This window comes from Carboxydothermus hydrogenoformans Z-2901, assembly GCF_000012865.1.
Lineage (GTDB): Bacteria > Bacillota > Z-2901 > Carboxydothermales > Carboxydothermaceae > Carboxydothermus > Carboxydothermus hydrogenoformans.
This window is the reverse complement of the sequence record NC_007503.1, coordinates 1,023,097-1,037,845: the sequence shown is the minus strand read 5'-3', so window position 1 is coordinate 1,037,845 and position 14,749 is coordinate 1,023,097. Positions and strand designations below refer to the sequence as shown.

Below are 14,749 nucleotides of genomic sequence, written 5' to 3'. Positions count from 1 at the left end.
TTACCCTTAATATGTTATTTTAACCACCTGGCCCATCTTTCCTGGGGTTCCGTAGGTCACTCCATTTACAGTTACCACTACCGCTCCGGCATTGCCAAATTTTATATTAACGGGTTTGGTCGAAATAAATTGTTTTTCGGCAGGAGGATTGATTTTACCCGTAAAGACAACCTTATCTTCTTCTTTAACTTCTAACCAGCAAGGCCCGTAAACGGCCCTAACAATAATCGTTTTTTCAAAGCTTTTCACCGGCAGTACCCTTTGGCTTTGTTTTTGATAAACTTTACCGGGAACAGGAGGTTTGATGGCCTTACTGGGTTCTTTGGTTATTCTGCCGCTTATAAAAGTATAAACCAAGGCACTGGTTATAATAAGAAAGAACAACGTAATAAAGACAGTTTTTAATGGTAGAAAAAATTTTTTTTCTTCTTTAAAAGCCTTAACTTGTTTTGTCTGCTCCGAGATAGATTGCTCTGTATTTACCACGATTGTTGGCAAATCTTCGGGCTCGATCGTTACACCTAAAAAGCGGGCATAGCTTTGTAAAAAAGGTTTTATATAAGCTTTCCCAGGAAGTTCATCAAACCTTTCCTCTTCCAAAGCTTGTAGATACTTACTACGGATCTTAATCTCTTCTTCCACTTGTTTTATGGTTAAACCTAATTGTTCCCGGCGTTTTCTTAATTTTTCCCCAATCATTTTTGTTTCCCTCCTGCCACTTCCCTCCAAAATTCCCCTACTTTTGCGGTTAGTTCATCAATATCTTTTCCGGAAATAACCTTTTTTATATTTTGTAAATAGGCCGTGGATTTTTTATAAAGAGGGTCATAATAGTCAAGAAGCAGAGTCTTAGTAAAATCATAAAATCTTCGCATTCTTAAATCTTCTATAAGCTTTTCCACCTTTGCTCTGCCCAAATAGGGTGTAATACTTTGCAAAGCTTTTATAAACAATTCAATATCAATTTTTTCCGCTTTATATTCAAACATGAGGTTTTCAATACGCTTTTCTTCCGGCAATTCTAACAATACCACCGGTGCTTTCTGCATCTTTTTAAACAATCCTCTGGGAATAAAAAGTTTTCCGATCTTTTGGCTTTCTCCTTCCGTTAAAAAGGGGATTCCCTGCAAATCCTTTAAAACTTCGTATAATTTAGATTCAAAAAATTTTTGGGAGGGCTGGGGCTCAAGCCCCAAATGTCCAAAAACCGAACCCCGGTGATTGGCAAGTTTTTCTAAGTTTAAAACCGGTAATCCTTGCCGTTGTAAGTTTTCTAAAATTTTTGTTTTCCCAACCCCGGTCATTCCGTAGAGAACAATAGGATGCAAATTTTCAACTGTTTCAAAGAATTTAACTACTTCTCTGCGGTAACTTTTATAGCCCCCTTCTAAACGGTAAACATAGATATCAACCATCCTCAGAATTTCTGCCAAAACAAAACTTCTTAAACCTCCCCGCCAGCAATAAATTACGACATCTCCCTGTTCTTTATATTTAAGGATTTCATTCACCATGCGGGGAAGCTTTGGAGATAAAAAATTTAATCCTGCTAATTTTGCCTGGCTTACGCCTTGAAATTTATATATTTTACCTATAACTTCCCTTTCCCAATCACTAAAAAGCGGTAAATTCAGGGCGCCGGGAATGTGATCCTCAATAAACTCTTTAGGAGAACGGACATCAACAAACACCGGATTTTTTAAATTTTTTACGTCGGAAAAAGTTACGCTTTTCATGGAGTATCACCCGTAAGCTAATGAAAGAGTCTCGATTAAGTATAACACCGGCAATTTTTCCGGTCAATAATAAAAACCGGGCATCCGCCCGGTGAATTATTCGTAGTTAAAAACCGTTTCCGCATCCTTTGCCGGAGTTATTTTAAATTCCTTTAACCTCACAATCTTTTCTTCCTTACCCGTTTCGGTATTTACGTAAATTAAATATTTTTCCCCCAGCAATTCACCTAAAAACTCGTACGTTAAGATCTCCTGGTTTCTGTCATTTAAAATTACGGCTTTGCGGGTTCGTAAAATCTTTAAATGCGGGTTAATATTTTTTTTAGCTTTAGCTTCAGTTAAAAGGAGTTTATTAAGCGGTCGTGGCCTATCGTACATGTAATACTGGGTTCCTTCAAAAGCCGTAACATCTCCTTTATCCATTCCCACTTTTACCTTAATAACTTTGGGGTAATATAATATATCACCTACTTTACTAACAAAGGTAATACTTAATTCGTTATCTATTTTATCTATCTCCGTGGGCTCTATGTTTCCAAAACCGAACTTAAGAAGATATTTTTTTGCTTTTTGAACGCATTCATTAACCGTTAAAGAAGGAGAAGAGGTTGGCCTTGTAGTCAAAAAGCTAAGAATTTTGCCCCCGTTAACGGAAACATTATAATAAATTTTCGTTTTAGCTTGACGGTCGATCACTTCGTACAAATACGTCGGAATTAAACCATTGACCCTGGTAACCGGCAAAATCATCCTGCCAGCAGCTTCCTGCCCCAAGAAATCTTTAATTATTGTTTTCGCCTCAATCATGGAAACCGGTTTACCTTTTATTCCTAAAGGGTAGGGATTAATGTTGACAAAATCACCTTCGTAAGCAACCTTTTTATTTCTCAGATCTAAAACATTGTTTTCCACATCTCGCAAGGCATTAACTATCGCTTCCGGCATCAAATCTTCCCGGAGGGAATATAGTTTGGTTTCTTTAGTTATCATAATCGGTTGATTTTTTAAGATATCTACCGCTTTTTCCAGTTTATTGTTAATTTTTTTCAGCTCATTATAGTAGGTTGCCAGGGTTTTTCTTTCTTCAGGGCTCAACGATTTACCTTCGGTATCTTTAATGGCAACGGTATAGGTAAAGTCTCCAAGCTGATTGTAAAATGCTTTTGTTTTTTCCAGGGAAAAAGTAGTTACCGGCAGTTGTCCCAAATCTTCCACAACAGCATAAGCCTGCCGCCACCCCTTGGCCGCCTGCTTTAAATTTTGCTGCAGTGACATGGAAACCAATGTTTTTCCCACCTGGGCTTCCAAGGTTTTACTGTGTCCGTATAATTCTTCAAAAGCCCTACGGTACTGACTATTTAATTCCCAGTAAAGCCGATTCTTTTTTTGACTTTGATCGTAACCCCAGATAAATAAACCTACTAACAATAAACTGCCCAGGATAACGGCAATAGTCCTTTTCATTCCATCATCTCCCGAAAACATGTTTGCCAATCCTTGCTATGATTTTTCTGGTCCAAATCCACCGGGAAACCTTTTTGGCCGGATTCCAGAAAAATAGAGCACCATATGTTGGATCCCAACCGCGCAGAGCATCATAGGCAGCTTTAATACTTTCCCGGTTCGGCAGTAGCGACCAAAAACGCCCGTTGGCAACCGATTCAAAAGCACCAGGCTGAAAAATTACCCCGGCAATGGTGTTGGGAAATCCGGGGTGCCGTACCCGGTTTAAAATAACCGCAGCTATGGCAACCTTTCCTGCATACGGTTCCCCTTCCGCTTCCGCCCGAATAATCCGGGCTAAAAGATAAAGATCGCTAATTCCCGAATAAGTGTACGCTTTCGGCTTGGCGGCCAAAACCTGATTGTAATAGTAAGTTACGCTACCCGCCCAGAAAATTACCAGGGCTACTACCGCTATAAGTTTTAGTTTTGTTTTAGTTTTTGTCATTTTCTCACCACCTGTAATCATAGTTTTCTTATTTTACGGTAAGTTTATACAAAAAAAGGACCTTTAAAGGTTTTTTCCTTTAAAGGTCCTTAAACATTTCTTTATATTGTTCGTATGAAATTAACACAGACCGCGGTTTACTTCCTTCATAGCCCCCAACAATTCCTTTTCTTTCCATTTGGTCAATTAAACGAGCTGCCCGGGCATATCCAATTCTAAGACGTCTTTGGAGAAGGGAAATCGAGGCATGCCCGGCATCCATGACAATTTTCACCGCCTGCGGCAATAACTCGTCTTCTTCCAACTGTGAATCTTCTTCGACATCCAGTTCCTGCTCGAACTCGGACGAAAATTCGGGGTCCCCCTGTTTTTTCCAAAACTCCACCACCGCTTCCACTTCTTTATCGGACATGTAAGCTCCTTGAACGCGAATGGGTTTGGAGGCGCCAACCGGAAAAAACAGCATATCTCCTTTTCCTAAAAGTTTTTCCGCACCAGCCATGTCCAAGATAGTACGGGAATCGGTCTGCGAGGAAACCGCGAACGATATCCGTGAAGGAATATTGGCTTTTATTAAACCGGTTATTACGTCCACCGAAGGACGTTGAGTTGCTACAACCAAATGCATCCCGGCAGCTCGCGCCATTTGTGCTAACCGGCAGATAGAATCCTCCACTTCTGCTGGAGAAACCATCATTAAATCGGCCAGCTCATCAATAATAATAACGATGTAAGGCAAATAACTTAAATCCTCGCCACCTTTAGTTAAAACTAAGCTGTTAAAGCGCGTTATATCCCGAACTCCGTACTTGGCAAAAAGTTCATAGCGCCGCTCCATTTCTCTCACAGCCCAGCGGAGAGAAATGGCTGCTTTTTTGGCATTGGTAACTACCGGGCTAATTAAATGGGGAATGCCGTTAAAAGTAACCAGCTCGACCATTTTCGGGTCGATCATCAGAAACTTTACTTCCTGTGGAGTTGCCCGGAATAAAATGCTGGAAATCAGGGTATTTAAACAAACACTTTTCCCCGATCCTGTTGCTCCAGCAATGAGTAAATGAGGCATTTTTTGGAGATCGGCCACAATTGGTTTACCGGCAATATCCTTGCCCAGGGCAAAAGCAAGGGGTGAAGCTTGATTCTGAAATTCAGGAGTTTCGATAATTTCTCTTAATACCACCATATTTATTTCTTTGTTGGGAACTTCAATTCCAACCGCGGCTTTTCCTGGAATTGGCGCTTCAATTCTGACATCCGCTGCCGCTAATTTTAAAGCAATATCGTCAGCTAAGCTTACTATCTTACTAACCTTAACCCCTGGGGCAGGTTCCAATTCATAGCGGGTTATCGCCGGTCCGCAGGAAACTTCCTTAACAGTGGCTTGAACCCCAAAACTTTCAAGGGTTTCTTCCAGGATTTTGATATTCTCGGAAATATCCCGATTCATTTGATTGCGGGATGATTTAGGCCGATTTAACAGAGATATTGGTGGCAGTTGGTACTTTTCAAAATCTTTAAGACTTAGCTGTTCAAAGGAAGTTATATTTTCGTCGTTTTCCTTTATGGTTTTCTTATTTTCTTTCTCCTTTTGGGCAGCCCTTTCTTCTGCCTCTACATGGACCGGAAAGCTTTCCGATTGAAAATTAAAAACAGGTTCAGGCGGTGGCGGCATCTCAATAATTACGGGCTCTTTTCTTTGCTTTTTGGGCTTGAGTTCTTCTTCCTCAATAAACAACGGAAAGATGCTTTCCACCACAAAAGCCTTTATTTTATTCAGACCGCCAATGAGATTTTGCATAAATTCTTTAAAAGATAAATCCAAAATTAGTAAAAATCCAATTAAAATAAGGGTTAGGAGCAAAAGGTAGGTGCCTACTAATCCCAGAGATTTTAAGGCACCATAAGTTAGGAGCGCCCCAATTACTCCTCCCCCGTCACCCTGCCAGGCCATGGTAAACATTACGCTTAACGGTAGTTTTATCGTTAAAAAAATCAAAAATGCTGCCACGAGGACAAGTAAACCCGCTTCTTTTTTACCAAAGTGTTTAATAGTATGACCAAAAGAAAGTTTAAAACCAATAGCAAAAATAATTAATGGTAAAAGAAAACTCCCCTGACCGGCAAAAACGGTAAACCAGTGCCGGAAAAACAATCCTATCGAGCCGGTTTTATCCGAGAAAATACTGACGACTCCAATCATTCCCAAGAGCATTAAAAAAATTCCCAACAATTCACCGGTAAAACTTTTTTTATTTTTCTGCTTGGTATTCTTGTATTTTGCCATTCAATCCCTCCAAAAAGCGGCAGGTTAAAATTTACCTGCCGCCTGTAACACCAAAATTGTTACTCCCAAAATCCAGACGTAATAGGAAAACCAGGTTAACTTTCCTTTACGCAAGATCTCTAACATAAATTTTACCGCAAAGTATCCTGAAAGCATTGCTGCAAAAAACCCAACAATAAACGGCATCAAATCAATCCCCGCTAAATTTGCGTTTTGCTCGACAAAACTTTTTAAATCCAAAACTGCAGCTCCCAAGATGGCAGGAATAGATAGTAAAAAGGAAAATTTTGCAGCCCATTCGCGGTTTAAACCTCTTATTAAAGCCCCGGAAATGGTTAACCCCGACCGGGAAATTGCCGGCAAAATGGCCAATCCCTGAGCTACACCTACAAAAATTGCATCCAAAAAAGTTGTTTTTTCGAGATTTTTTCGACCGCTTTTCTGCCGTTCGGCCAGCCACAGGATTAGTCCGGTAATAATAAATTCAATTCCTAAAGTAGAACCTGAGACAAAAAGCCGTTCAAAGAAGTCCTTAAATCCAAGGCCAATTAAAGCTGTAGGAACGGTACCGGCAATTATAAGAAGAGGTAATCGCCCCCAGGGTTTTTTGATAATCGCCAAAATTTCATCGCGAAAAATAATTAAAAGGGGAACAAGAGTTCCTAAATGGACCAAAATATCAAAGAGCAAGACATTTTCCTTTAAGCCAAAGATTTTTTGCAATAAAACTAAATGCCCGGAACTGGAAACGGGTAAATACTCGGTTAAACCCTGAACAAGTCCTAAAATTAAAGCTTGAAATGAGTTCAATGTCCTCTCCCTTTCTAAATTTCCATTATAATCGGTAAAATCATTGGACGACGGCGGGTCTTTTCAAATAGATATTTTCCTAACGCATCTCTAACCTGACTTTTTATGGCAGACCACTCTAACAAGCCGTGATTAAAACATTTATTTAAAGCTTCGGTAACCTTCTGTTTGGCCTCATCGATTAACTGTTCCGACTCCCGGACGTAGACAAATCCCCGGGTTACAATGTCTGGACCGGCAACAATCTCTCCGGACTCCCGGTTTAAAGTAAGCACGACAATAATAATACCATCCTGGGCCAGTTGTTTACGGTCCCTTAACACAATATTCCCGACATCCCCCACTCCGAGTCCATCAACCAATACCCGGCCGGCCGGTACTTTTCCGGCAAGACGTCCGGATTTTTTCGTGAATTCCAAAACCTGACCGTTCTCCACCACAAAGATGTTTTGGGGTTTTATGCCTAACTCCCGCGCAATTTCCGCATGCTTAATTAAATGGCGGTATTCTCCGTGAATGGGAACAAAGTATTTTGGTTTTAAAAGGTTGATCATTAATTTTAATTCTTCCTGGCTGGGGTGTCCAGAGACATGAATCCCTGAAACCGCCTCGTAAATAACTTTGGCACCCAATTTAAATAACTGGTCAATAATTCTGGAGACCAACTTCTCATTTCCCGGAATCGGCATTGCAGAAATGATAACCGTATCTCCTGCTACAATTTCCACCTGACGGTGCTCAGACATGGCCATGCGGGTAAGCGCTGACATTGGTTCTCCCTGGCTTCCCGTAGTTAGTATAACGACTTGTTTATGAGGGTAGCGGTTTATTTCATCCACATCAATTAACAGTCCATCGGGAATATCCAGATAGCCCAGCTCGTTGGCAATTTCTACCACATTCAACATGCTTCGGCCAACAATGGCCACTTTTCTTTTAAATTTATGGGCGGTATAAATTGCTTGCTGCAAACGATGAACATTTGAGGCAAAAGTTGCAATGATAATTCTACCTTCCGCCACCCTGAACGTTTCTTCAAAGGTATTACCCACGGTTTTTTCCGACAAGGTAAAGCCGGGCCTTTCGGCATTGGTGCTGTCCGACATTAAAACTAAAACGCCTTTTTCTCCAAGTTCCGCTAACTTATAAAAATCCGTAACCTTCCCATCAACTGGAGTAGGATCCAGTTTAAAATCGCCGGTGTGGACTACTGTCCCCACAGGAGTATGTACCGCAATTCCTACAGTATCCGGTATACTGTGAGAAACTTTGATAAATTCAATCTTAAACGGCCCAATATTTAAAACATCCCGCGGAGCCACAACATTTAAGCTGGCTCTGGGAATCCCCGCTTCTTTAAGCTTGGCACTTAAAAGCCCCAAAGTCAGCCTTGTTCCGTAAACCGGAACATCAAATTGTTTCAAAAAATAAGGCATCCCACCAATGTGGTCCTCGTGACCATGGGTTAAAAGCACCGCTTTAACTTTTTCTTTGTTTTCTATGAGATAAGACATGTCGGGAATAACCATGTCAATACCTAACAGTTCTTCTTCGGGAAACATCAGTCCGGCATCGATCACTATAATGGCATCGTTATATTTGATGACCATCATGTTTTTCCCGATTTCTCCAAGGCCGCCTAATGGTATAATTTGAAGTCTTCCATCTTTAATTGGCAATACACCTCCTGCTTAATTTTTGATTTATATTAAACCGCCCATTTGTTAGCTTTTTACAATCTATTGTAATTATAAAAAATAAAAAAAGGAAGGACAAGTGAAAATAGCCTTCCCCAAAGATTTTTTAATTTACAACAAATTAAGGTTTTTCAATTCCCGTACCAGTTCCTCCTTTTCCTCCTCGGTCATATCCACCAGCGGAAGTCTAAAACCACCAACTTTATGTCCCATTAAATTCAGCGCAGTTTTTACTGGTACCGGATTAGTTGTTATAAATAATGCTTTAATTAAAGGATAAAGCTCCTGGTGGAGGCGAGCTGCCACCGCCACATTTCCTAAAAGAAACTGATCGATCATTTCTTTTATTTTTAGACCAACAAGGTGACTTGCCACACTAACAACTCCGTAACCTCCCACCGCTAAAATGGGCAGGGTCAAGCTGTCATCTCCGGAAAATACCTTTACCCTTTCCGGTAAAATTCTTATTAGTTCGGTTGCCTGATCAACACTTCCCGCAGCTTCTTTAATTGCTACAACATTTTCCAGTTCGGCAATTTTAGCCATCGTCTTGGGTAAGATATTAACCCCTGTGCGACCGGGAATGTTATAAATCATAACCGGTAAGCTGGTGGCTCTGGCAATCGCCTGAAAATGTTCGACAAGCCCCTTTTGGGAAGGTTTGTTATAGTACGGAGCTACCAGCATAACCCCATCTACTCCGACCTTTTCCGCAGCTTTAGTAAGTTTAATCGAAGCTTCCGTTGCATTGGATCCCGTTCCGGCAATAACTGCTGCTTTTCCACCTACCGCTTCGACAACAGCTTTAAAAAGGTCTACTTTTTCTTCAAAGGATAAAGTTGGTGATTCACCGGTAGTCCCCGCCACCACAATACCATCAGAACCGTTTTCCACCAAGAAACTGGCTAATTTTTGTGCCTGCTCCAGGTTAACCTTCCCATCCCGATCAAAAGGGGTTACCATAGCGGTTAACAATCGTCCAAACACTGCCATCTTTTCACCTTCTTTTAATTTTTTATTCGTTTAGTTTAAAAGCTTTGTGAATAGCCCTAACAGCTTTTTCCATATTTTCCCCATCCACCAGTACCCAGATGGTAGTGTACGAGTCGGTGGATTGGAGAATTTCAATTTGTTCCCGCGTTAAGGCTTCCACAATTTTAGCCATAACCCCCGGCACACCGGTCATCCCGGCCCCCACCGCAGCTATCTTAGCACAATTTCGGCGTATTCTCGGGGTAAAACCCATATTTTCTAAAACATCCACCGCTTTTTCCGTCACTTCCCCTTTAACGGTAAACGCCAAGCCCTCGGGACTTATATTAATAAAATCCACGCTTATTTCCGCCAAAGCTAAGCCTTTAAACACCTTTTGGGCTAAATTCACAATTTCCGGGGTATCTTCCCTTAAAATTTTTATCTGGGTTACCCCGGGAATATGGGCAATACCGGTTATAATCCGGTCCCGAATTACTTCAATTACTTCGCCGTAAACTTCAGCGTGGGAGGTGACAAGTGTTCCTTCACCGTCGGTCAGGGTTGATTTAATGCGCAGAGGGATATTTTTTTGCATCGCAATTTCCACCGCCCGGGGATGAATAACTTTAGCCCCTTCATGCGCCAGCTGGGAAATTTCGTTATAAGTCACCACCTCTAAGGTTTTAGCATCCTCAACTATTCGCGGATCGGCCGTTTTGATTCCTTCCACATCGGTGTAAATATCAATAAACTCGGCCTTCAAAGCAACTCCCAAAGCCGCAGCGGTAGTATCGCTTCCGCCCCGTCCCAGAGTGGTAACCTCGCCGTCTTCCGTTACTCCCTGAAATCCGCAAACCACAGGGATAAAACCTTCATCCACCGCTTTTAAAATCTTATCGGCTTTAACTTTTAAAATCGATGCCGAGGTAAAGTTATCATCAGTGATAATTCCAGCCTGAGCACCGGTAAACAGTTTTGCTTTATACCCCATTTTGGCCAGGGTATTAACCATAATTACACCGCTAATTATTTCCCCGCACGCCATTAATAAATCCGCTTCCCGAGGTGGCAAATCCCGATTTACCTCGTAGGCAAAGTTTAACAAAGTATCGGTAGCATAAGGGTCGCCCTTCCGGCCAATAGCCGATACCACCACCACCGGTTGATAGCCAGATTCAAAAGTATTAATTATTTTTTGGGCTACCTTTTCCCGGAGTTCCGCCGTCTTTAAACTTGTTCCGCCAAACTTTAAAATGATAAACTTTTTAGCCATTTTGCTTCACACACCCGTACTTTATTAGTAGTTCAGCAATCTGAACAGCATTTGTAGCTGCACCCTTCCGTAATTGGTCCGCAACAACCCAAAGATTTAAGCCATTGGAAATTGTATTATCTTCCCGGATTCTTCCCACAAAAACCTCATCCTGGTCCGAGGCATACAAGGGCATTGGGTACAGCTTTTCTTCAGGATTGTCAATTACTTTTACCCCCGGAGCCTTTTTCAAAAGCTCAATAGCTTTCTCCCGGGTAATTTTAATTTCCGTTTCAATGTTAATGCTTTCCGAGTGACTTCTAAAGACCGGTACCCTTACAGTTGTGGCGGTTACTTTAATTTCCGGATCATGCATTATCTTTTGCGTCTCTAAAACCATTTTCCATTCTTCTTTTGTATAATACATATCCTGGAATACATCGATGTGAGGAATTAAATTAAAAGCAATAGGATACGGAAAGACGTTGGGTACCGCCTCTTCACCGTTTAAATACGCCTTAACCTGCTGCTTTAATTCTTCTATGGCTTCAATGCCAGCACCGGAAACTGCTTGATAGGTCGAAACAACCACCCGTTTAATTTTTCCATAATCATGCAAAGGCTTTAACGCCACAACCATCTGGATTGTCGAACAATTGGGATTGGCAATTATACCTTTGTGCCATTTAACATCCTCGGGATTTACTTCAGGAACCACCAATGGTACGTCCGGCTCTAAACGAAAAGCACTGCTATTATCAATTACCGTTACCCCTTTTGCTGCAGCAATGCGGGCAAATTCTTTACTGGCAGAACCCCCGGCAAATAAGGCAATATCCATACCATCAAATATTTCCGGTGTTGTTTCTAACACCTTATACGTTTCTCCCCGAAAAACCACTTCTTTACCGGCAGAACGGGAAGTTGCCCCCAGTCGAAGTTCTTTTACGGGAAAGTTTCTTTCCTCTAAAATTTTTAGAATTTCTCCTCCTACCGCACCGGTAGCTCCAATTACTACCACATTATAGCTCAAAAATAACACCTCCAAATTTGTTATTAAGAATAGGTAATAAGCATTGGTTGAATTTGTCTTCCCTTTAACGCTTCATTTATAGTGTCTTCTAAGTAATTTAAGTTTGCAATTAAAGAATTCGGCTTATCTTTGGGATTATCCTGCCCAAACGGTACAAAAAATATATTTTTTGCATTTAATAATAACCCTAAATTCTTGGCATTCATACCCAAAGCATCGTTGGTGGATATTGCTAAAATTAAAGGCTTTTGGTTTCTTAAGTGGGCTTTAGCAGCCATTAACACAACCGAATCGGTTATCCCGTTGGCCAGCTTTGCCATAGTATTACCGGTGCAGGGAGCAATCACCAATACATCAAAAAGTTTTTGCGGACCGATAGGCTCCGCTTCCGTTAGGGTTGTTATACCCTTTTTCCCGGTAATGCTTTCTACTTTTTGCATGAATTCTTTCCCGTCACCAAAACGCGAAATGGTATTTTGTACACTTTCCGAAAAAATCGGAGTAATATCAAATTTTCCGGCCAATTTTTCCAAAACCCCGAGTAAACCGGGTAATGTACAGTGAGATCCAGTAAAAGCAAAACCAACTTTAATCATCCCAAATCCCTCCAATCCCGCACCTTACAGTGCTTAAGGATTAATTCAGGTAAAACCTTGGCTAAAAGTTTTCCAGCAGTTTTGGGAGCCACTTTACCGGGAAGTCCCGGTGCTAAAACCGCCTGGATACCAAGGGATTTTGCCGCTTCAAAATCAACTCCACCGGGATTGGAGGCAAGGTCAATTATAACCGCATCTTTCTTAAGTTTTTGCAGTAAATTTGCCGGTAAAACCAGAGCAGGAACGGTATTAAAGACAATATCCGCCTCGACAATTTTTACTTCTAACTCCTTAAAGGTAACGGGAATATAGCATTGCTCATAAATCCTGGCCAAATCCTTAGGTTTCCGGGCTGCCACAAATACCCGTGCCCCAATTCCAGCTAACATCCGGGCTAAAGTTTGACCGGTACGGCCAAATCCTATAACAAAAGCATTGCTTCCATGGATGGTTATGGGAATCATTTCCATGGCCATTTGGATAGCCCCTTCGGCCGAGGGAATGGAGTTATAAATTGCCACATGGTCCATTTCGGCAATTTCAACAAGCTCTACACCCAAATCCGCCGCCAATTGTTTTAAATAGCTGTTGGCAAAGCCAACGACAAATAAAACCTCTCCTTTAATGCTGTCCTTGAGTTCTGGAGTAAGGTAATAACTTTCCTCACAAAGAGGCGCAAACAGCTTCCCCTGGTGATTTACCCCCGGCATGGGTAATACAACTACATCAGTATCTTTGAGCGCTTCCTCTAAGGAATGACATAAAACGACCTTCGAACGGCGGGCAACCGGTAAACCTAAGACTTTAATAAATGCTCCAAGTTTTTCTAACTCGTCAATCAAATAAACGTTTCGGAGATCCCCTCCTAAAATTGTAAGATTAATTCCCAGCAAGACCTGTTTCATCGCTCCAACCCCCAGTGGTTAAAAGCTAATAGCAGTATATGAACATGGGAGTTGGGCGGTGCTTGTCCTAAAGTTTAAAACAATAATTCATCCAGACCAAACACAAACCTATCCAATTCCAAAACCTTTTTAAGAGCAAATAAGATTCCATCCAAATAGCTTTCCCGGCTGTAAACATCATGCCTCAACGTTAGACTCTGGCCTCTGCCCCCAAATATTACCTCCTGGTGGGCAACTAACCCGGGAAGACGAACACTATGTATTTTTATACCCCTGTAGTCTCCGCCACGGCTCCCGGGAATTTTTTCTTCTTCTTGAATTGCGCTGGGCTGATTTTCCCGGATAGAGCTAAGGAGTTCTGCAGTTTTTATGGCAGTTCCGGATGGAGCATCAACTTTTAAATTATGGTGGTATTCAATTATTTCTACATGGGAAAAATATTTTGCTGCCATTTGCGCCAACTTCATCAATAATAAGGCACCAATAGAAAAATTGGGAGCTATGATACAACCCAGGTTATTTGCATTACTCACATCCTCAATTTTTTTAATCTGCTCCTGGGAAAAACCGGTAGTACCCGAGACCACTCTTACCTTGTTTTCTAACGCTATTAAAATGTTAGTAAATGCTCCGGAAGCCCGCGAAAAATCCAAAACAATCTCGGGGTTCGTTTTTAAAATTACCTCTTTTAGGTTATCCTCCACCGTTTTACCCAACCGGGAAATACCCAAAATTTCACCGAAATCCTGCCCCACATTTACCACGTCAACAAATCCAACTAACTCATGTTCGGAATGCATTAGAAGGTTTTTACTTATTTCTCTTCCCATTTTACCACAAGCCCCAAGCATAACTATTCGCGCCATAAAAATCCTCCTTAATTTGTATAAAAACACATTTTTAATTATTTTCTATTTAAATGCCCTTTCTGTCAAGAAAAAAACCGGTCTTCCCGGTTTAATATGTATTATCTAATTCAATTAAAATTACTTCGCTACCAATTAATTTAACCGCATGCCAGGGAATTTCTTTTGGTATATTTTCTTTAAAAAAGGAAAAAATCCCCCCTTTCCCCGGCATGATAACACTAACAATTTCACCGGTTTCTGGTATAATATGAAAATCCACTCCCTCCACTACTCCAAGGCGGCTTCCGGTTTTAACGTTAATTATTTCTTTGCCGGCAAGCTCTTCTAAGCGCATTTACAATTCCCTCCCCAACCGGTTCTAATAAAGCAAGAAGCAAAGAAACAGCAGGAAGGGGTTTTAAGGCAACATCACCTATGACAATTTTTTCGGGAATTTTTATCCCCAGAAATTTTAGGGTTGCATCAAGACTTAAATATATCGCCCCCGCACCGGTTAAAAGCTGTTTTACGGAACTTCCTAATCTAAATTCACTCCTTATACCTCGTTTATACTGCCTTAAAAAAAATAAAAAAATAATTAAAATAAGTAAAAAGGCAAGCATAAAGGTCCCCTTCCGGTTTTATTTTATGCCTGCCCCAAA

General features: G+C 41.1%; 15 protein-coding genes. All 15 read right to left on the bottom strand.

Annotated features, from left to right (window positions below):
• Positions 1–6 precede the first annotated feature (6 nt).
• The 15 genes from CHY_RS05410 to CHY_RS05340 all read right to left on the bottom strand — a co-directional run bounded on the left by CHY_RS05410 (position 7) and on the right by CHY_RS05340 (position 14,710).
• Positions 7–699, bottom strand: coding sequence for a helix-turn-helix domain-containing protein (locus CHY_RS05410; protein WP_011344084.1), 693 nt, complete (start codon positions 697–699; stop codon positions 7–9).
• A complete protein-coding gene (gene mnmH, locus CHY_RS05405; RefSeq protein WP_011344083.1) occupies positions 696–1,736 on the bottom strand; it encodes a tRNA 2-selenouridine(34) synthase MnmH in 1,041 nt (346 codons plus the stop codon). The genes CHY_RS05410 and mnmH overlap by 4 nt, the downstream gene beginning before the upstream one ends.
• Positions 1,737–1,832: 96 nt before the next feature.
• Positions 1,833–3,200 (bottom strand): germination protein YpeB, encoded by a 1,368-nt coding sequence (gene ypeB / locus CHY_RS05400; protein ID WP_011344082.1) that lies wholly within the window; start codon positions 3,198–3,200, stop codon positions 1,833–1,835.
• Positions 3,201–3,204: 4 nt separating this feature from the next.
• Positions 3,205–3,687 (bottom strand): cell wall hydrolase, encoded by a 483-nt coding sequence (locus CHY_RS05395; RefSeq protein WP_011344081.1) that lies wholly within the window; start codon positions 3,685–3,687, stop codon positions 3,205–3,207.
• A 79-nt stretch (positions 3,688–3,766) separates the two neighbouring features.
• Positions 3,767–5,971 carry a DNA translocase FtsK gene (locus CHY_RS05390; RefSeq protein ID WP_011344080.1) on the bottom strand — a complete coding sequence of 735 codons (2,205 nt, stop codon included), beginning with the start codon at positions 5,969–5,971 and terminating at the stop codon, positions 3,767–3,769.
• 24 nt (positions 5,972–5,995) lie between these two features.
• Positions 5,996–6,781, bottom strand: a complete 786-nt coding sequence (locus CHY_RS05385; protein ID WP_011344079.1) for an undecaprenyl-diphosphate phosphatase — start codon at positions 6,779–6,781, stop codon at positions 5,996–5,998.
• A gap of 14 nt (positions 6,782–6,795) precedes the next feature.
• Positions 6,796–8,460: a ribonuclease J gene (locus CHY_RS05380; protein ID WP_011344078.1), complete on the bottom strand. Its 1,665-nt coding sequence runs from the start codon at positions 8,458–8,460 to the stop codon at positions 6,796–6,798.
• A gap of 129 nt (positions 8,461–8,589) precedes the next feature.
• Positions 8,590–9,471 (bottom strand): 4-hydroxy-tetrahydrodipicolinate synthase, encoded by an 882-nt coding sequence (dapA, locus tag CHY_RS05375; RefSeq protein WP_011344077.1) that lies wholly within the window; start codon positions 9,469–9,471, stop codon positions 8,590–8,592.
• Between the two features lie 22 nt (positions 9,472–9,493).
• Entirely contained in the window at positions 9,494–10,726 is a 1,233-nt protein-coding gene (gene dapG, locus CHY_RS05370) for an aspartate kinase (protein ID WP_011344076.1), read from the bottom strand.
• Positions 10,719–11,738: an aspartate-semialdehyde dehydrogenase gene (locus tag CHY_RS05365; protein WP_011344075.1), complete on the bottom strand. Its 1,020-nt coding sequence runs from the start codon at positions 11,736–11,738 to the stop codon at positions 10,719–10,721. The genes dapG and CHY_RS05365 overlap by 8 nt, the downstream gene beginning before the upstream one ends.
• Positions 11,739–11,761: 23 nt before the next feature.
• Positions 11,762–12,334: a dipicolinate synthase subunit B gene (gene dpaB / locus CHY_RS05360; RefSeq protein ID WP_011344074.1), complete on the bottom strand. Its 573-nt coding sequence runs from the start codon at positions 12,332–12,334 to the stop codon at positions 11,762–11,764.
• A complete protein-coding gene (gene dpaA, locus CHY_RS05355; protein ID WP_011344073.1) occupies positions 12,331–13,239 on the bottom strand; it encodes a dipicolinic acid synthetase subunit A in 909 nt (302 codons plus the stop codon). The genes dpaB and dpaA overlap by 4 nt, the downstream gene beginning before the upstream one ends.
• Positions 13,240–13,313: 74 nt before the next feature.
• The gene (dapB, locus tag CHY_RS05350; RefSeq protein ID WP_011344072.1) at positions 13,314–14,105 is read right to left on the bottom strand and encodes a 4-hydroxy-tetrahydrodipicolinate reductase; all 792 of its coding nucleotides are present in this window, start codon (positions 14,103–14,105) and stop codon (positions 13,314–13,316) included.
• 91 nt (positions 14,106–14,196) lie between these two features.
• Positions 14,197–14,442, bottom strand: coding sequence for a YlmC/YmxH family sporulation protein (locus CHY_RS05345; RefSeq protein ID WP_011344071.1), 246 nt, complete (start codon positions 14,440–14,442; stop codon positions 14,197–14,199).
• The gene (locus CHY_RS05340) at positions 14,405–14,710 is read right to left on the bottom strand and encodes a hypothetical protein (RefSeq protein ID WP_011344070.1); all 306 of its coding nucleotides are present in this window, start codon (positions 14,708–14,710) and stop codon (positions 14,405–14,407) included. The genes CHY_RS05345 and CHY_RS05340 overlap by 38 nt, the downstream gene beginning before the upstream one ends.
• Positions 14,711–14,749 lie beyond the last annotated feature (39 nt).